Raw genomic sequence first — 18,580 nt, 5'->3', positions numbered from 1 at the left:
CGGCGGGCTCGCCGCCCGCCCCAAGGTTGGACTGACTGAACGCGAACCAACGTTTGTTACCCGCAATCTTGTTAACAGAGAGGCAAACACCATGCTGAACTTCCTCAAGAAAGTCAGCGACTATGCTGGCGAGGCAGTCCAAGCGGCCAAATACATCGGCCAAGGCCTGTCGGTGACGTTCGACCACATGCAGCGCCGCCCCGTGACGGTGCAATATCCCTACGAAAAGCTCGTGCCCTCGGAGCGTTACCGGGGTCGAATTCACTACGAATTTGACAAGTGCATTGCCTGCGAAGTTTGCGTGCGGGTTTGCCCAATTAACCTGCCCGTGGTGGACTACGAATTTAATAAAGCCACCAAGAAGAAAGAACTGAAGAGCTACAGCATTGATTTCGGGGTTTGCATTTTCTGCGGTAATTGCGTGGAATATTGCCCCACCAATTGCCTGTCGATGACGGAAGAATACGAACTGGCGAGTTTCGATCGCCACGATTTGAACTTCGACAGCGTGGCCCTGGGTCGCTTGCCCTACAAGGTGACGAACGATCCGATGGTTACGCCGCTACGGGAGTTTGCCTACTTGCCTTCTGGGGTGATTGATCCCCACGATTTGCCCGCCGGATCCCAACGGGCCGGCAGTCGCCCGGAAGAAATTCTGGCCACCCTGGAAAAGGACAAGCCCGAGTCGTAAGACCCATCCAGTAGGGGCGCAACGCTTGCGCCCTCAGCCTTGGGATAAGTCCATCGATCGCGATTGAGAAGTAGGGAAATTACGGAGCGGAGGTAACGGTGAATTTAGGCGAAAGCGTACAACTGGGGTCGTTCGCAATTTTGGCCCTGATGATGTTGGGTTCGGCCCTGGGTGTGGTGCTGGCTGGCAACATCGTCTACTCGGCCTTTTTGCTGGGGCTAACCTTCATCAGCATGGCCGGTTTGTATTTGCTGCTAAATGCGGATTTCGTGGCGGCGGCGCAAATTCTGGTCTATGTGGGTGCGGTGAACGTGCTGATCCTGTTTGGGGTGATGCTCGTGAACAAGCGCGAAGACTACGTACCGGCGGCCGGGGCCCTGCTGCGGCAGGTGGTGACGGCGCTGGTTTGCGCGGGGTTGTTTGCCCTGTTGGCGGCGGTGGTGCTGACCAGTCCTTGGCAGTTGGCCACGGATTTCCAAACGGTGGAATCCTCGATCGTCACCTTGGCCAAGCATTTCTTTAGCGATTATCTGTTGCCCTTTGAAGTGGCTTCGGTGTTGCTGCTGATGGCGATGATTGGGGCGATCGTCCTGGCGCGTCGCGATCTGCTGGTGGATGACCCCACCACGGGCCAACCGACTGAAACGGAATTGGCGTTGCCGGAGCGGCCGAAAGAATTGGCCGCCACCGATCGCTAGTTGCCCACCCCCATCAGGCAAGGGCTGCCAACAGATCGCTAATCGATCGCTAGTTGCCCACTCAAACTAGACAAGGGGCTTAAGCCCCTTGCCCCAGCACTTCAAGGCAGTTTTCAGCAGGAGCGAGCAATGCAACTGGAATATTTTTTGCTATTAGCGGCGGCGCTATTTTGCACCGGAATTTTTGGCCTGGTCACCAGCCGAAACGCAATTCGGGTGTTGATGTCGATCGAGCTGATGCTCAACGCCGTGAATTTGAACCTGATGGCCTTTTCTAACTATCTCGATCCCCAAGGGATCAAGGGTCAGGTGTTCGCGGTGTTTGTGATTACGATCGCGGCGGCCGAAGCGGCTGTGGGTTTGGCGATCGTCCTGTCGATTTACCGCAACCGCGACACGATCGACATGGAGCAATTCAACCTTTTGAAGTGGTAAATCCAGTTGAATTGGTCACGATTGGTCAGTATTTGCAAGTATTTTCAAGTATTTTCAAGGGCTTGCCAATACTGGCAAATTTGCAAAGCAGCAGGGGCGCGATCGAGTCGTGTCCCTGTTGTTGTATGGAGCATGGCCTCAGCAGAACTCTAAAACACCGGCCCCGATCGACGACGCAGCACCTCCAGCAGCGTTTGGAAATGTTCCGGTAAGGGCGCTTCCGTATCAATCCATTCGTAGTTCAAGGGATGCTGAAACCGGAGTTTCCAAGCATGGAGCGCCTGCCCCGGTAAATTAACCCCAATGCTGCGGCCCGAGCCATAGACCGGATCCCCGACGATCGGGTGGCCCAGTTCGGCACTGTGGACACGGATTTGGTGGGTGCGACCCGTTTGCAGCTCAAAGCGAATTAGGGTGTAGTTGCCCAAGCGTTCTTCGATAAACCAATGGGTAATCGCCTTGCGGCCGCCCTTTTCAACGGGGACGATCGCCTGTTTTTTGCGATCAACCGGATGCCGCCCGATCGGCAGATCCACCACCCCCCGATCGTCCCGAGGCGCACCATAGACAATCCCCAAATAGGTGCGTTGGGCCACCTTGTAGCGCAACTGGGCTTGTAGGTGTTGATTGGCCAAGTCGGTTTTGGCAAACATAATTGCACCCGTCGTGTCCCGATCGAGCCGATGCACCACCCCCGGCCGCTGCACGCCATTAATCGACGGCATTTCCATTCCCGGCAGGGTTTTGCAGTGGGCCAAGAGCGCATTCACCATCGTGCCGTCCGGATGCCCCGGAGCCGGATGCACCACCATGCCCGCCGGTTTGTTAATCACAATCACCTGCGAGTCTTCATACAAAATATCCAGCGGGATCGCCTGGGGTTCCAAGCTCAGGGGCCGATCGGGCGGAATGGTCACCACAATGCGATCGCCCGATTTCACCTCCCCATGCTTGTTGGTGCAGGACGCATCATTCACCTGCACTTGGCCCGCTTCAATCAGCTTTTGAAAGCGCGATCGAGACAAATTGGGCCACTGAGCCGCCAGGAAGCGATCGAGCCGCTCCGAGCGATCGGCTGTGCAAGCATAGGTCGCCAAGTTGCTTTCGTCCGCCGCTTCCAGTTCCGTGAAATCCATTCCAGGGTCTACTGACGGATCGAGCAACGGATCGAGCGATGAGTCTCGCGCTGGATTTCGCGCTGGATTTCGCGATAAATCCAGGGGATGATCCGTTTCGTCTGTTTCGTCCGTCCAAGGTTCACTCACCGGACTCGGAACGGGGGATGATGATTCTGATGGGCAGCCCAATGGTTCAACTCCGCAGCGCGATCGCGCTTGGCATTCTACTGCAAACGGTTGATCAAACAGTTTGCAAATCTATTTTTGGGTGATTGCCAGGTCATGACTGAGCCTGACATTTAACTCAACTTCTGAGCCATTGCCAGACGATTACTGAGCCTGACGCTCAACTTAACTTTCAACCTGACTTTTTGAGATTTCCCATGCGCCGTTCTGCTAAATCTTTTTCTCTCAATCGATTGGTACGTTGGATGATTCGGGCCAGCTATCACGATCGGGAATTTTTGAAACTGGCCGATGGCATTGAAGGGATCATCTCTCGGGCCCTGTCCCTAGCCACGATCATGGTGATCATCGTGGCAACAGTGGATTTAATTCTGTTGCTTTCTGGGCAATTATTCCGATCGCCCCTGGGCTTTTTTAACTCATCCCTGCAAGAGATCTTTGGCTCACTGCTCAGTATCCTCATTGCCCTAGAAATTCTAGAAAACATCACCGCCTATTTGCGCAAACATGTGGTGCAAGTGGAGTTGGTGGTGGCGACTTCTCTTACCGCCGTCGCCCGAAAAATCATCATCCTGGATCTATCCAAAATTGACGGTCTAGAGCTAATTGGGCTGGGTTTGGCCATCGTGGCCCTTTCCGCCAGCTATTGGCTCATTCGACAGGCCAACCAGCAACCGCCATCCATTAATCCCTATCATGCCGGCGATCACGATCCTGATGAATTCTTAGATGAACCAACCGATCGCCTACCCATCACAGATCGCCCCGCGCCGGCCGCCATGGTGGTAGATCAGATGGTTGCGGATCCGGTGACTCCCGACTTGGGCCCCGATGCACGTCCCGATCGCCCCGCAGACCCCTCCAGTCCGCCGCCGCCCTAGGTCTAAGGAGGCGTTTGATCGGTCGTGCCGGCCGCGAGCGATCGCCCACCGCGCTATCATCAATACGCATTAAATCCCTCGCTGAAAAACTCCGCGCCGATCGGGGCAGGTCTTGCCCATTTCCCGACCCGGCGCGATCGACCCGACTCACCCGAACGCGCCCTGCCCATGTTTGACGCTCTTGCCGAACGCTTTGAATCCGCCTGGAAAAAACTTCGTGGCCAGGACAAAATTTCCAGTGCCAACATCCAAGACGCGCTCAAGGACGTGCGGCGGGCACTGCTAGAAGCCGACGTGAACTTGCAAGTGGTCAAGCAGTTCATTGCCGATGTGGAAACCCGGGCCCAAGGGGCCGAAGTGGTTTCCGGCGTGAACCCCGGCCAGCAGTTCATCAAGGTGGTTTACGACGAACTAGCCGCTTTGATGGGTGAAAGCAACGAACCCCTCACCCAAGCGGAAACGGCCCCCACGATCGTGCTGATGGCTGGCTTGCAAGGGGCCGGGAAAACCACCGCCACCGCCAAGCTAGCCCTGCACCTGCGCAAGGAGAAGCGATCGACCCTGATGGTGGCCGCCGACGTGTACCGGCCCGCCGCGATCGACCAGCTCAAAACCCTCGGCAAACAAATCGACATCCCCGTTTTCGATCTGGGAGCCGAGATCAGCCCCGTGGAAATTGCCCGCCAAGGGGTCGAAAAAGCCAAGGCCGAAGGCTTTGACACCGTGTTGATTGACACCGCCGGTCGCCTGCAAATCGACGAGGCGATGATGGGCGAGCTGGTGCAAATCAAAGACACCGTGCAACCCCACGAAATCCTGTTGGTGGTGGATGCCATGATCGGTCAGGAAGCCGCCAACCTGACCAAAGCCTTTAATGATGCGGTGGGGATCACAGGTGCGATCCTGACCAAAATGGACGGCGACGCGCGGGGTGGGGCCGCCCTTTCGATTCGGCAAATTTCTGGCCAGCCGATCAAATTCATCGGAACCGGCGAGAAGGTCGAAGCCCTGCAACCGTTCTATCCCGATCGGATGGCCTCCCGCATTTTGGGCATGGGCGACGTGCTGACCCTGGTGGAAAAAGCCCAGGAAGCCGTGGACTTGTCCGATGCGGTCAAGATGCAGGAAAAAATCCTCACGGCCCAATTCGACTTTGACGATTTCCTGAAGCAAACCCGCCTAATGAAGAGCATGGGATCGCTCGCAGGCATGGTGAAGCTGATCCCCGGTTTGGGCGGCAAAATCAAAGCCGAACACCTGGAGGAAGGGGAGGCCCGCCTCAAGGTGGCCGAATCAGCCATTAAATCCATGACCTTGGAAGAGCGCCGCAACCCAGATTTGTTGGCCAGCACCCCCAGCCGCCGCCGCCGGATTGCTCGCGGTTCCGGCCTCAAGGAAGAGGACGTGAGCAGCCTGGTGTCCGACTTCCAAAAGATGCGCACCCTAATGCAGCAGTTGGGGTCGGGGCAAATGGGCTTCCCGGGCATGGGCGGCATGAACCCCTTTGGGGGCATGAATCCCTTTGGCGGTATGGGCGGTGGCATGGGCGGCATGGGTGGCGGTAACCCCATGGGCCTGGGTAATCCGATGGGGCAAATGCCTGCACCGGGTTTCCGAGGCTATAACAATCCCAATGCGGCCAAGAAAAAGAAAAAGCCCGGCAAGAAAAAGAAGGGGTTCTCGGATCTTTAGGCCTTGCCCGATCGGCCTAGGGCGATCGCCCCCCATTGCAACTGACCAAACCCCAACGGTGCTTACCTTCGGGGATGATTCACAATTTGCTTGACATCCCCAAGCAGAAAAATTAGCTTGGGGCTGTGGTTGCCGGCCAAAGCCGCTCGATTGCGCCTCAGTATTTCCAAACTTTTGAGAGACTAGGACGTTTTTATGCCTCGTCATCTGCCTGCGAAAGCGGATTCCGATCTGATTGATTTAACACCTGAAGAGGCAATCATTGCGATCGGGTTAATCACCATGATCGTTGATGAGTCCGTCGAAGACATCGAGGCCGAATTGCTGGCCGATGTTGCAGCGGAATTTGAACTGTTTGAAGACTATTCCGATGACGAACTCGTCGAGATAGTCGATAAAGTGGTTGCAGCCTCGGAAGCCTCCGATGTGCAGACCCTCCTGGGCAGTGCCTTAACAGTGGTCACCCAAAATGAAGATTTGGCAGAAATTGCCCTAATCACCGCCATTCTGATCGTGGCCGCCGATGGCGAAGTCCCCGAATCAGAAGAAGACTACTTGAACGAGTTGCAAACGGCGCTGGGCGTTTCTGACGAGCGTGCCAACGAAATCGTCGAGGCTCTCTTCAGCGATGAAGAGGACTTTGAGGAAGACGAGGAGGAAGAGGAAGCCTAGGGATTGGTTCCCCTCAGCTAGCCTTCCAACTCATCTCAACCCCTGCCTAGCAAAACTGGATGAACCGGGCCTGCTCTTCCCTCAGGGCAGGCTTTTTGCAATTTAGATGAAGACAAAGTTGATACCAGTTGCCTGAATTTCGGGAAATTCGCTGGGCTGAAGGGGTTGCCCCGAGGGCGGTTCAGGGAATTTTAAAGAAAAGTTGAGGAACTTCCCCAGTGACCCCACTTTATGGAAAACTGGTTTTCAGATAAAAAGGGGTCACCCAAATAAAGGCCCTTGTTCATTCAACCTGTGGGGATTTTGCCCCGTTAGGTATCAGCTCAATGGGGTTAATCGGCAGTAACCGGTTTGCTAACATTTGCCGATGTATGCTAGTACTCGCATGTAGCCTATTCAGCCCGAAAACCAAGGGGAATTGGCTTCATTGGACTCCGGTCAATGAATCGGGATCTAAATAGTGCTCGTGGGACTTTCCTGCGGGCATTGGTTGATACGCCTTGGTTGAGAGACCATCTCGACTGATGTATTTGTTAGCGTTTGCTAGCAAAAAAGTATCGGTCTAGCTCGTACTGTTTAAAGACCCTTCACCAATAGACTTCGCTCTCGGGCAAGCAGGGAATTATTCATACAAATAAATCCCGCCCTAAGTTTGAACAGGAGCGCTGCCCGGATGGGTGGCGCTCTCGTTTTGACTGGGATTTTGGAATTTAGCGATCTTCGATGATGGCCGCTCGATCGAGCAGCAGCAGATCCCGCAGGGCATCGGTGTCCAAATCTCCGAGCCAGGTTTCGCCGGTTCCCACAATCTGCTCCGCGAGGACTTTTTTGCTTTCGAGCAGGTCGTGAATTTTCTCTTCCAGTGTGCCGGTGCAGATGAATTTGTGAACCTGAACGTTGCGGGTTTGCCCAATCCGGAAGGCGCGATCGGTTGCTTGGTTTTCCACGGCGGGATTCCACCAGCGATCGAAGTGAAACACGTGGTTAGCCCGAGTCAGGTTCAAGCCCGTGCCGCCGGCCTTGAGAGACAGGATAAAGATGGGCGGTGATTGGGGATCGTTTTGGAAGCGTTCAACCATGGTGTCGCGCTGTTTTTGGGGAGTGCCACCATGCAGGAACAGCACGTCCCGTCCCAAATGCTGTTGCAAATAGGCTTGCATCCAATGGCCCCAACGGGCAAATTGGGTGAAAATCAAGGCCCGATCGCCCTCGGCCACCACTTCTTCGAGCATTTCGCCCAACCGCTGCAATTTGGGCGATTCGGTGGGAACCAGCTTCGGGGCCCGATCGCTCGGTTCCGGTTCCCCTTCGCCCCCCACCAGGGCGGGGTAGTTGCAGACCTGCTTCAGCTTCACCAACAGGGCCAAAATTTGCCCCCTTCGCTGGATCCCTTCGCTGGATTCGATCGCGGCTAGGGCTTCGTCCACCAAGGCTTGGTAGCGTTCCGCTTGGCTGGCGGAAAGGCCACAGAACAGGTTGAATTCTTGCTTTTCGGGCAGATCTTGAATGATGGTTTTGTCGGTTTTGAGGCGACGCAAAATAAAGGGCTGAACGAGCGATCGCAGGGTTTGCAGGGAAGCGCCATCCCCAAACCGCTCGATCGGGGTGGCAAACCGGCGCTGAAAGAAGGTCTGGGTTCCCAAATAGCCTGGATTCAGGAAGTCCATGATTGACCACAGTTCCGCCAGGCGGTTTTCCACGGGAGTTCCGGTCAGGGCAATGCGGAAGGGTACGGGACGCGGTTCCTCGCTGCTGTCGTCGTCGGCAACGGCCGCCAAGCGCTTCACGGCTTGGGATTGCTTGGATTCCGCATTCTTAATGTTTTGGGCTTCGTCCAGCACAATGCCACACCAAGGCACGGCCTGGAGGGTCATTTCATCCCGAAACACCAGGGAATAGCTGATCAGCACCACGTCCAGGTCTTCGGCGGCCCGTGCCAGGGCCTTGCCCTTCAAGCGGCGATCGCCATGGTGCAGCAACACACGCAAATCGGGGGCAAATTTCGCCAATTCCCGTTGCCAGTTCCCCAAAACGGAGGTGGGACAAACCAACAGGACGGGCCCAACCAGGGCCGCGCGATCGCGCAAATGCAACAGAAAGGCGATCGTGCTGGGGGTTTTACCCAAGCCCATGTCGTCCGCCAAACAGGCCCCCAGACCCCAACGCTCCAAAAAGGACAACCAAGCTACGCCGCGCTCTTGGTAGGGGCGCAGTTGACCTTGGAATTTCGGGGGCGTGATCACAGGTTCGATGGCCGCGCGATCGCCCAAGGCGTTCATTAACTCCGCCACTGCGCCCGAGGATTCAAATTGCACCACGGGCAACTTATCGATCGTGGCGTTCTCGCCGGTCGTGATCCGCAGGGCCTCATCTAGCGTGAGGTTTAGGTTTCCCTGGCGCTTGGCCAAAAAGTCCCGGGCAGCGCGTACTTCATGCGGCCGTAGTTCCACCCACTCGCCCCCAATTTCCACTAGGGGCATGGTGTCGAGGTCTGTCTTCGCCAGCAGGGTTTCAAAGTCCTGGGCACTGAGGGCCCGATCGCCCAAGGACAGTTCCCAGCGAAAGTTCAGCAAATTGCGCAGACCCAAGTTGGGGCGATCGGTGGCGAGGGGGTCGCCGGCCAGCAACCGCACTCCCAGGCGGTAACTGGTTTGATTCTGTAGGCTGGCGGGCAACAGGGCCCCCAAGCCGTTGTCTTGGAATCGTTGGGCATAGAGCCGCACGAATTGATAGGCTTCCACGGCCGATAGCTCGCAGCCGCTGGGCATGGGTAAATCCAAGGTGGCTTCCAGGGCAGGAAAAAGGCGCGCCGCCAACCCTAAACCCCGCAACAGGGTTTCCTGGGGCCGATTCACCACCCGATCGCCCGATCGCAGCCGCTCCACCGGGAATCGCCACACTTGCTGGGCTGGAATCCAAACCCCGGCTTGGTCGATCGACTGGAGGCCATATTCCAAATACCAGCGATCGGCCGAGGGTTGGGGCGGGTGCAACCGAAAAGCCGCACAGAACCCGGCAATGGTGGCCGGATCGATCGCCAGGGGAGTTAACCAGGTTTGCAAACTCCGCGCCAAGGGCACCAACTCTGTCAGGGCGCTTTGGCAAGTGCCATTGGCTTGGCCCAATGCGCTCAACCAATCGCGGGCCACGGGCGGCAACCCGATCGCGGTGGTCAGGCCACCTCGGGCCGCTCCCCGTCCCCCCACGCGCCGCTCACCGGGCAAGGGCAGCGTGGCCGCCGTGGCCCGCAGTCGAGCATCGACCATTTCGCCCAAAAAGTCCGACAGCAGCGCCGCTGGCACGGCCGGTAGTTGCATCGAAATGGGCTGAAACGTGCTGATCCGCACGGGGCCGCTAGAGCCTCGGAGCGATCGGGCATTACTGGCCGTGGCCCGCTGCTCCACCGGTCGCTCCAGGGTTTGGAAAAATCGGCAACTACTGGGCATCTGTTGCGTGAAGTGCTCCAGGCGCGATCGATCCACCGCCCCTTCCAACAGCGGTTGCCAGCGCGATCGGGCAACTCCCTCCGCCGTTGGTGCAAGGGTGGGCACTGCCTTGGCCCGGGCCACCAAATCCAGCCCCCAGCGGGCCGCATGGCTCCAAAAGCGCAAATCGCCCGCGATCGGCGTTTCATCGGCCGCCAAGGGCAACCCCTGCAACAAATCAGGCACCAGCGCCGCCGGAACCCAAAGCCCTTCCACCCACCAAAGATTAATTTCCAGGCGATCAAACTGTTCTGGCTCCACCGTCGCTCCCGCCAGCAGGGGAGTCCCATTGCCGCGCAATGTGGGCAGCCCGATCGCCCGCCACTTGGCAGACCAATCCTTCAACCGCTCGATCGCCCCCGGCTTCAAGCAACCGCTTTCCACCAATGTGGGCAACCAAGCTTTCAATTCCTTTGCCGAGAGCGATCGGGGGTGATCCGGCACCTGCCACTGGGTCGGCGGCTTCCCAACCGTCGGTTTCCAGGCCTCTGCCCACAGAAACAAAGCCTGCTCTCCCAGTTGCCAGCTACCATGTAAAACCGCCATGAGCGCCTCATCACCCCCGACTTAACAGAACAAAATCGCCATCAGCCCATTGCCTAACCCTCCCCGCTGAGCTGCAACAGGGAGTTCAAAACGTTAACGGAAAAGGCAGTGCTTAATTGTCGGATAAATTGGGGCCGATGCCGCATTTCGGGCGATCGGGAGTCTCATCGAGCGATCGGGCAATCGGGTTAATTCACCCCCACGACCCAACCCCTAGCACCGCGCGATCGCCCGGTTCACCAGAGCCGTTGCAGCCAGCACCCTGGGAAACCAGAAAAATTCTTCTTGCGATTTGTAGCCATTTGGGCCAATGCTGCTATACTCTTTAAGCGCCTTTTGGGGCAAGCCGGTGTAGCTCAGTGGTAGAGCACTCGATTCGTAATCGAGCGGTCAGGGGTTCAAATCCCCTCACCGGCTTTCAAATGTCAGCAAGCGTTAGGTTTAAAGAGTCTTTCAAGCAGTAGCTGAAATTTGCCGCTGTCCAAATCTTTGAGCTGTCAAGTTAGAGGAACCCTGCCCCGATCGCGCAGCTAGTAGCGTAGCTGCCTTAATTCGCTGGGTTAAATTATATGGCTGTTACCGCCACTATATGGCTGTTACCGCCACCAAATCGTTAGGCAGCAAGGGGCTTAAGCCCCTTGTTACTACGACTGGCTCCGCAACTTTGACCCAATGTATTAAGCCTGTCACGCAACTAGAAACACGGGAGAGATGGGCAGATTCAGTACAACGCCCATCTCCCCCGCCGCCATCACGATCGCGCAACCTGCGAACTAGACTGCCGCTGGCACTGGCGCTGGCTCATAGAGATACTCAAACCAGTTGCCGTCCAAATCACGACCGTAAAATGAAGCCGTGCCGTCCCGGTGTTCATGCACCTGCGTCACATAGACTCCCTTCGCTTGCAATTCCTCGTAGGCCGTTTCCATCTCAGCACGTTGGTCAAAAATGAAACCAAAGTGCGGCCCCGCTTGGTCATATTCCGGACTCAGCAGCGCCAACCCATCTTCACCCGCCTTCAGATAGGCCCAATCTCGATCTTGCCAGGCCACCTCCATTCCCAAGTCCTTGTAGAATTCCACGGCCTTGGCAATGTCCTGAACACAGATCGCCACATGTCCTAAGCGTTTCAGTTGCATCGTTCTGTTACCCACAATTTTTCAGGGGAAATTTTTTCAGTGAAATCACGCAAATCATCACGCAAATTAGGCCGCCACTGCTCCATAGCAGCCCATGACATCAGCACCAGGTTAATTTGACGTGGTGTTAATTTAGGGACGTTATTGAGCGAATTTGGCAACTTTGGGGCTGAATTAATTGAAAAATCCAAACCGCCACAATCACGGTTTGAATGACAGCCGTTTAGCATTTTGCTCTAGGATGGGGTGAGTCGTACCAACGCACCGATCGCTCATGAGATCATTCTCCAAAATACTCAGTGACTGCGAGGAATTTTCTTGGGCTGTGCTTTTTCCCCTGAAGCCAACCAGCCACCAGACAATTGACCTCAAGGGCTGGAAGTTTTGAGAGACAATCTCCAAGGTTGATAGGAAACTGGTAACGGATTCGGCGCAAGACATCAGGGAGTGCAAAGATTGATTAGTCATTGGTTACCCACAAGCCAGTTGCCCAATGGAGCATTGTTGTTGGGTTGATAAAAACCATGAGTAACGCAATCGTTCAGCCTGAATGAGCCAGCATGATCCAGAACTGGCTGAAATGATCTGGCTGAGGTTGAGGACTGAAACTTGGGATTGGAACAGTGTTGTTGATGGCTTTCACGACTAACTTAGTCTTCTGCTTTGCCATCTACAGACTATTGTAGCGGCGATCACTGGAGATGTTGTCAACCATGATCGACAACTCATTATGAGTATGACCAAAATCAAGATCTGAGTCATAACGAAATTAATGGATGAGTTGTGTAAGATTGCCCAGCGCCGTGAGCCAGATTGTGCCAATTGAAAGAAGAGGATCAGCCAAGATGGGGCTAATTCGCGGAGCTAATTCAAGGCTGTTCAGACTTACCCCTAGAGCAGGCTAGAAAATTCTCGAATGTTGTGAAATGATCATGATTTGATCATTTTCGTTTGATAACTTCAGTGTTTTTATAAGAGTACTCACTAAAAAGCTTGCCAGCGGGGTTTCCGTATTCACCAAGTTGGAGATTGATCCCTCAGGGCCATGCCAGAAAATTTCCTCAAGGCCATGCCAGAAAACTTCCATGACTCGCAATTGCGTTCATTTCTACTGCTGGCCTATCGACAACAGGCAACAGGTTACCTGAACGTGGAGCTGGATCACCATCGTTGGCAAATTTGGCTCTATCGTGGGCGGCTGGCCTGGTGTACGGGCAATCGCCATCGGTTGCGACGGTTGCAGCGGGCAATCAAGCTGCGCACGGAGTCGCAGGCGCGTGAGGGATGGAATGGGCTGGTGGCAGCCACAAAGCAGAATTTGAGTGATCCCCTTTGGGAGGTGCGCTGCCTGGAGCAGGCGCTGGTGGAGGAGTTGTTGGCGATCGAGCGGGCCCAAGCGATCGTGATGCAAGCGGCGATCGAGGTGTTTTTTGTGGTTGACCAACCCTCCGCGCGTTTTCAGTGGATTGCCCAGCCGATCGATCCCATTCACCCTAACCTGCCCCTCTCCTCTGCCTTGATGGGCGAAGCCCTCACCCGCGCCTACAATCTGCAGCGCCATTGGCAACGATTGCCCTTCAATCCACTGTGGGCCGATCGGGGCTGGATCTATCTCCCGGGCAATGAAACCGCCGCCGACACCTCCACCACCATGACCCTGGCTCCCCTGTTGGATGGTAAGCGCACCTTCTGGGACATTGTGGCCAAGCTGGATCCTAACTATGCCAACTTGGGGGGCGTGCTCAAGGTGTTTCAGCTCCTTTGGCAACGCAAACAGTTAGCCGTGATTGAGTTACCGGACTTGGAAATGAGCCACCAAGCGCCGCAGGCTAGTTTTTCCCTAAAGGTGGCTTGTGTGGATGATGATCCCAAAATCTGCGAAAAGATCGAAAAAATAGTGATTGGCAATGGTCACCAGTTTTTAGGCTGTTTTGAACCCTTGGCGGCGCTGCCCAAGGTGATTGAGGCCAAGCCCGATGTGGTGTTTTTGGATGTGGTGATGCCGGTGATCAATGGGCACGAGCTTTGTGCTCAGTTGCGGCGCGTGCAACAGCTTAGCCACACGTCGATCGTGATGCTGACGAGTGCGGATGGGTTGTTCGATCGGGCAAGGGCCAAACTTTCGGGCGCAAGCAGCTTTGTCAGCAAGCCGGTCACTCCTGACAAGGTGCTCGCCGCCCTCAAGCGCCATCAACACAACCAAGTGGTGGCCCACTAGCGCTCGACATGGCCGTTGGTTAACCCTTGGCTTCTGCCCAGAGTCAAGTTTCAGAATTGGGAAGCATTGGGAAACGACAAAAAAACGATCGCTCGGTCTTAATTTGCGATCGTTTCCTGTCTCCGACGGAGAGGGGGGGATTCGAACCCCCGTTGACGTTGCCGCCAAACTTGATTTCGAGTCAAGCGCATTCAACCGCTCTGCCACCTCTCCAGGTAAGCGAAGTTAATATTAGCAGCAATGCCGCAATTTGCAAATTGTTTTGCGCTGGTCTGCCGAAAGCTCTGATTGCGCTGGGGTTGGGTCTTTGGAAGATGTCGTTGATTAGCCCACGAACTCCCAGGCCCCAGCGGAGGACGGATCGTTGATTCTTGGGTATCCTGTTGTCCAGACCATCGATTGACAGCGATCGGGGTGGGCCCCAGGGCCGGCCCCTGTCGAGCCGTCATTGGGGCCACGCCACGGGGCTAATCCACCACAAATGCCATGCCGGTTTCAAAGCGGGTTTCACAACCAGACGATTACCTCGCACAGTTGCTTCAGCGGCTTTGGGCGATCGCCACAGGAGACACCAGCACCTACATTCTCAAGCGCACGTTGCAAGCCCTCTTAACCTTGCTGTTGGCTTCGGCCCTGTGCTTTGTGATTGTGGATCTGGCTCCCGGCAGCTATTTGGACACGATCGCCCAAAATCCGCAAATCAGCCGCGACACCCTCGCCCTCTACACCAAGCAATTTGGTTTGGATCGCCCCGCCCTTGAGCAATATTTGCGCTGGTTGGGTCAGGTGGTGTCCCAAGGGAACTTCGGCACGAGTTTTGTCTATCAACGATCGGTCACATCCCTGCTGGCGGAACGAATTCCCGCCACTCTCTACATGGCGGTGCTGTCGCTGCTGGCCACCTGGGCGATCGCCCTGCCGCTTGGGATTGTGGCCGCCATTCACCACAACCGCTGGGTCGATCGCGCCTTGCAGGTGATTAGCTATCTGGGGCAAGGCTTCCCCAGCTTCATCACGGCCCTGCTGTTGCTGTTTGTGGCCCAAAATCTCTCGCCCCTGTTGCCCGTGGGGGGCATGACCAGCCTGAATTTCAGTGAACTGTCCCCGATCGAGCAACTCTTAGACATTGGTTGGCATTCCATCTTGCCCACCATTGCCCTCAGCATCACTGGTTTTGCCGGTTTGCAGCGGTTGATGCGCGGTCAGCTTCTGGATGTGTTGCGCCAAGACTATATCCGCACTGCCCGGGCCAAGGGATTGCCCGAAGACCGCGTGATCTATGTCCATGCGCTGCGCAATGCGGTGAACCCGTTGATTACGCTCTTGGGCTTTGAATTTTCCAGCCTGCTGGGCGGTGCGTTCATCACGGAATATTTCTTCAACTGGCCGGGCTTGGGTCGGCTGATTTTGCAGGCGGTTCAAGTCCAAGACTTGTACTTAACGATGGCGAGTTTGATGATGGGTGCAGTGATGTTGATTTTGGGAAATTTGTTGGCGGATTTGTTGCTGAAATTTGTGGATCCACGGATCAATTTGCAATCCATGCAATAGGTTGGCAAACCATTGCCCAAAGCACGAATTGATTGCAGCTAGCTAAAAGCAAAATCAATGGCGGTGGTCTCCGGCCCGCCAGACCAAGGCCGATCGCCCAATCGGTATTTCGACTCAAGCTGTTTGAGCTTGGCGGTTATTAGGGATTGGGGGGTTGGGCTTTCGAGGGGGCGAAAAAACTGCTGCTGAAAAAATTGAGAAATGGCCGTTGCCACCGCTGGCCCCTCCACATCCAGGGGCAACACATGGCCCGATCGATCAAACCATTGCAATTCCACCGGGCCCGCCACCCGATCGCGCACCCACTCCGCCGCCTGGTAAGCAATGGTGCGATCGGCGTGGGAATGGGCCACAAACACCGGACAGGTGATCTGCTCCAGTCCTGCCTTGGCCCGTCGCGACAAGCGCCAGAGCACCCGCCCCGCCCGCGCATTTTCAAACTCATAGCAGGGGGCATAGAACCGGCGATTCAGACGCTTGGGAATTGAAAAATTAAGCCAGCCCAAATATCGCGCCAAGACGGCTCCTCGGAAGGGCAGTTGCAGCGCCGGAGCCGTTACCGCACAGGCATCGAGCAAACCTTCCGCCGCCAGAATCAGGGCGATCGCGCCGCCCATGGAATCACCGTACATGGCCACAAAGTCATATTGCTCCCGGGCCCGGCGCACTTCGTCTCGGGCCGCCGCCAACAGTCGATCGGGCGTGATCTTTGCAATTTCCCGTTCCTGAACGGGGCGATCGCGCCAGCCATGGCCCGGCAGCAAAGGCGCAACCACATCCAACCCCTGCTGGGCGATCGCCCGGGCCACAGGCCCCACCCCGTAGGGCATGGCAGTGAACCCATGGAGACAAATCACCACCCCGCGCGATCGGCCCTTGGTCGTCTCCTTGGCCGTGGTTAAAGCAGCCGCTAGCTGAAAAGGAACCGCATCCGGGTGCAATTGAGCGCGTTCTTGGGCCGACAGGGCCTCGAAACCGGAGAGGTAAGGACGGGCAGACAGGGGGGTGGCCATGGCAGTCACGGGCGATCAACAGCGGTTGAAAAACAGCGGTCAGCCATTGCACCAGCGGCGGGCAAGCCACCTTCAGCAAATTCACTGACTCTGGGTTCAACCTATCCTGTCCCTGCTCCCCGGCTCAAACCCCCACCAACCGCTTTCTGAAGCGCCCCGATCGCCCTCAACCAATCTTCCCCGCGCGATCGGGCAAATCACCCAGAATTCCTTTATTCACGGGCCATCGGACGGCGAGCGGCTAGCCCCCGCAGGCAAATACTCAAGGACAGTTTGGGAAATGGCACAGCTTCCTAGGATTGGGATCAGCCCAATTTTTCTAGGCCGATTATTGCCGCCTGCCACAAAAAACCGTTGCAAACCCGGTTGTTTGGCTGCCTTGGAGTCCACTGCCCATGGCTTTGGTTGCAACCCGTGAATATTAGTGGTGTTTCGTGAAAATCATCAAATATCGTTGCGAGATTGGGCAATTAGTGACTTTCTATACAGTTTCTAGGGTTTAGTCGCGCAATATGGTTTGAACCTTAAATAACTTCCCATCCAAGAAACGGATTCGAGGCCATTTTTTCTCGAATCCGCAGATTCGTTTATGGGTTTGTTGTGCATAAGGCAACGGCAACGAACAATAACGAACAATTCTGAATACCTTGCTATACCTATGGCTGACTTGTACTCACCTCGATCGGACGCAGACAAATCCCCCCATTCCCACTCCTGGTTAGCCAAGATTGGACGGCTTTCGCCCCCGCCGCGCCCCCATGTGCAGCGGGCAAGGCTGAAGTTGTTGGTGGCCTTTGGAATTCCTGTGTTGATGTCGATCGGGGCTGGCTTGTTGGTGGGCTGGTTTGCCGACCCGGCCGCGGCCCAAGGAGCCGCCGAAGCACCCAAAATCGACACGGGCGATACGGCTTGGATGCTGGTTTCCACGGCCTTGGTGCTGTTGATGACTCCGGGGCTAGCGTTTTTCTATGGGGGCTTGGTGCGATCGCGCAATGTGCTCAACACCATGATGATGAGCCTGATTGCGATGGCCGTGGTGGGCGTGACCTGGGTGCTGTGGGGATATAGCCTGAGTTTTGCACCCACGGTGATCAACCCCGGCGGGATACCTGCCTTTGAAGCTAATGCCTTGATTGGCAGCTTGAAATGGTTTGGCTTCCAAGGCGTGGGTCTCGATCCGGATCCGGTGGGCTACGGGGCAACGATCCCTCACCAGGTGTTTGCCCTCTATCAAATGATGTTCGCCATCATTACGGTGGCGCTGGTCTCTGGCTCGATCGCGGAGCGCTTGAGCTTCAAGGCCTATTTCTGGTTTGTGGTGTTGTGGTCAACGTTAATCTATTGCCCTTTGGCGCACTGGGTTTGGGGCAAAGGTTGGCTGGGCAACATGGGGGCCCTGGACTTCGCTGGGGGAACGGTGGTTCACATCAGCTCCGGTGTTTCGGCCCTGGTGGCGGCTTGGATGCTGGGTCCGCGTAAGGATTGGCAAATCAAGGCGATCGTGCCCCATAATGTGCCTTTTGTGCTGTTGGGAACAGGGTTGCTGTGGTTTGGTTGGTTTGGGTTTAATGCCGGCAGCGCCATTGCTGCTAACGGTCTCGCGGCGACGGCATTCACGGCCACCATGGTTTCCACGGCGGCGGCGGGGTTGACCTGGACGGTGGTGGAGTGGTTGTTGGGTCGCAAGCCAACGGCGATCGGGATTGCCAGTGGCTTTGTGGCAGGTTTGGTGGGTATTACGCCAGCGGCGGGTTTCGTTGATCCCCTGTCTGCCATGGCGATCGGGGTGATTACGGCCCTGTGCTGTTTAGGAGCCGTCACCCTGAAGGTGCGGCTGGGATTTGATGATGCTTTGGACACCTTCCCGGTGCATGGTGTGGGTGGCACGGTTGGAGCAATTCTGACGGGGGTGTTTGCCTCAAAGTCCGTGAACTCAGCCATCGACAGCGGATTGCTGTATGGCGGAACGAAAACCTTCACGGCTGGCGTGGTGGGAGTGCTGGCGGCCTATGCCACGGCTGCGATCGGGACATTTTTGATTCTGAAGGGCCTGTCTTGGGTGATGGATTTGCGGGTATCTCCAGAGGTGGAAGATCAGGGCTTGGATGTGCCTGAGCATGGCGAAGATGCCTACGGAGAGCCATAGGACGAGTGTTGAGCCAGCCCGACTGATATCAATGATCAATGGGCGATCGATCAGCATCGATCAGCGCAGAATCGATCAGCGCAGACAAGGGGCTTCAGCCCCTTGCCCC

The 18,580-nt window shown here is 56.1% G+C and carries 13 protein-coding genes, 2 tRNA genes and 1 pseudogene; 11 read left to right on the top strand and 5 right to left on the bottom strand.

What is annotated here, in order from left to right:
- The first annotated feature begins 91 nt into the window (after positions 1-91).
- The 3 genes from ndhI (at position 92) to nuoK (ending at position 1,824) form a co-directional block, all read left to right on the top strand.
- Positions 92-691, top strand: coding sequence for an NAD(P)H-quinone oxidoreductase subunit I (gene ndhI / locus H6G52_RS08945; RefSeq protein WP_099532804.1), 600 nt, complete (start codon positions 92-94; stop codon positions 689-691).
- Positions 692-789: 98 nt separating this feature from the next.
- Complete coding sequence (locus H6G52_RS08940) at positions 790-1,389, top strand: NADH-quinone oxidoreductase subunit J (RefSeq protein ID WP_099532803.1); 600 nt, start codon at positions 790-792, stop codon at positions 1,387-1,389.
- A gap of 129 nt (positions 1,390-1,518) precedes the next feature.
- A complete protein-coding gene (gene nuoK / locus H6G52_RS08935; RefSeq protein ID WP_099532802.1) occupies positions 1,519-1,824 on the top strand; it encodes an NADH-quinone oxidoreductase subunit NuoK in 306 nt (101 codons plus the stop codon).
- 149 nt (positions 1,825-1,973) lie between these two features.
- On the opposite strand, the gene H6G52_RS08930 is transcribed toward nuoK, so the two are convergent.
- Positions 1,974-3,089, bottom strand: coding sequence for an RluA family pseudouridine synthase (locus H6G52_RS08930; RefSeq protein ID WP_370567686.1), 1,116 nt, complete (start codon positions 3,087-3,089; stop codon positions 1,974-1,976).
- A gap of 236 nt (positions 3,090-3,325) precedes the next feature.
- Here H6G52_RS08930 and H6G52_RS18905 point away from each other — a divergent pair, with 236 nt between their 5' ends.
- The 4 genes and pseudogenes from H6G52_RS18905 to H6G52_RS19080 all read left to right on the top strand — a co-directional run.
- Positions 3,326-4,009 carry a phosphate-starvation-inducible PsiE family protein gene (locus tag H6G52_RS18905; RefSeq protein WP_305068641.1) on the top strand — a complete coding sequence of 228 codons (684 nt, stop codon included), beginning with the start codon at positions 3,326-3,328 and terminating at the stop codon, positions 4,007-4,009.
- 168 nt (positions 4,010-4,177) lie between these two features.
- On the top strand, positions 4,178-5,701 hold the full coding sequence (gene ffh / locus H6G52_RS08920; RefSeq protein WP_099532867.1) for a signal recognition particle protein: 1,524 nt from the start codon (positions 4,178-4,180) through the stop codon (positions 5,699-5,701).
- Between the two features lie 195 nt (positions 5,702-5,896).
- On the top strand, positions 5,897-6,373 hold the full coding sequence (locus tag H6G52_RS08915; RefSeq protein WP_099532798.1) for a tellurite resistance TerB family protein: 477 nt from the start codon (positions 5,897-5,899) through the stop codon (positions 6,371-6,373).
- A gap of 435 nt (positions 6,374-6,808) precedes the next feature.
- A pseudogene (locus H6G52_RS19080) lies at positions 6,809-6,898 on the top strand (transposase); the annotation flags it as partial.
- A 185-nt stretch (positions 6,899-7,083) separates the two neighbouring features.
- On the opposite strand, the gene H6G52_RS08910 reads toward H6G52_RS19080, so the two are convergent.
- Positions 7,084-10,404 (bottom strand): DEAD/DEAH box helicase, encoded by a 3,321-nt coding sequence (locus H6G52_RS08910; protein WP_190527813.1) that lies wholly within the window; start codon positions 10,402-10,404, stop codon positions 7,084-7,086.
- Between the two features lie 345 nt (positions 10,405-10,749).
- Between H6G52_RS08910 and H6G52_RS08905 the strand changes: the two genes are divergently transcribed.
- A tRNA-Thr gene (locus tag H6G52_RS08905) sits at positions 10,750-10,821 on the top strand.
- A gap of 356 nt (positions 10,822-11,177) precedes the next feature.
- Here the strand turns inward: H6G52_RS08905 and H6G52_RS08900 are convergent.
- Positions 11,178-11,543, bottom strand: coding sequence for a VOC family protein (locus H6G52_RS08900; RefSeq protein WP_099532796.1), 366 nt, complete (start codon positions 11,541-11,543; stop codon positions 11,178-11,180).
- Positions 11,544-12,588: 1,045 nt separating this feature from the next.
- On the opposite strand from H6G52_RS08900, the gene H6G52_RS08895 reads away from it, so the two are divergent.
- Positions 12,589-13,761 carry a response regulator gene (locus H6G52_RS08895; protein ID WP_190527811.1) on the top strand — a complete coding sequence of 391 codons (1,173 nt, stop codon included), beginning with the start codon at positions 12,589-12,591 and terminating at the stop codon, positions 13,759-13,761.
- A gap of 126 nt (positions 13,762-13,887) precedes the next feature.
- Here H6G52_RS08895 and H6G52_RS08890 read toward each other — a convergent pair.
- A tRNA-Ser gene (locus tag H6G52_RS08890) sits at positions 13,888-13,974 on the bottom strand.
- Between the two features lie 273 nt (positions 13,975-14,247).
- On the opposite strand from H6G52_RS08890, the gene H6G52_RS08885 reads away from it, so the two are divergent.
- Positions 14,248-15,312, top strand: coding sequence for an ABC transporter permease (locus tag H6G52_RS08885; RefSeq protein WP_099532794.1), 1,065 nt, complete (start codon positions 14,248-14,250; stop codon positions 15,310-15,312).
- Between the two features lie 38 nt (positions 15,313-15,350).
- On the opposite strand, the gene H6G52_RS08880 is transcribed toward H6G52_RS08885, so the two are convergent.
- Complete coding sequence (locus tag H6G52_RS08880; protein ID WP_242026299.1) at positions 15,351-16,325, bottom strand: carboxylesterase; 975 nt, start codon at positions 16,323-16,325, stop codon at positions 15,351-15,353.
- An 811-nt stretch (positions 16,326-17,136) separates the two neighbouring features.
- On the opposite strand from H6G52_RS08880, the gene H6G52_RS08875 reads away from it, so the two are divergent.
- On the top strand, positions 17,137-18,471 hold the full coding sequence (locus H6G52_RS08875; protein WP_190527903.1) for an ammonium transporter: 1,335 nt from the start codon (positions 17,137-17,139) through the stop codon (positions 18,469-18,471).
- Positions 18,472-18,580 lie beyond the last annotated feature (109 nt).

Source organism: Limnothrix sp. FACHB-881, assembly GCF_014698135.1.
In the GTDB taxonomy this organism is placed as follows: Bacteria; Cyanobacteriota; Cyanobacteriia; order CACIAM-69d; family CACIAM-69d; genus CACIAM-69d.
Note: the sequence above shows the minus strand (reverse complement) of the source record. Positions and strands in the feature narration are given on the sequence as shown.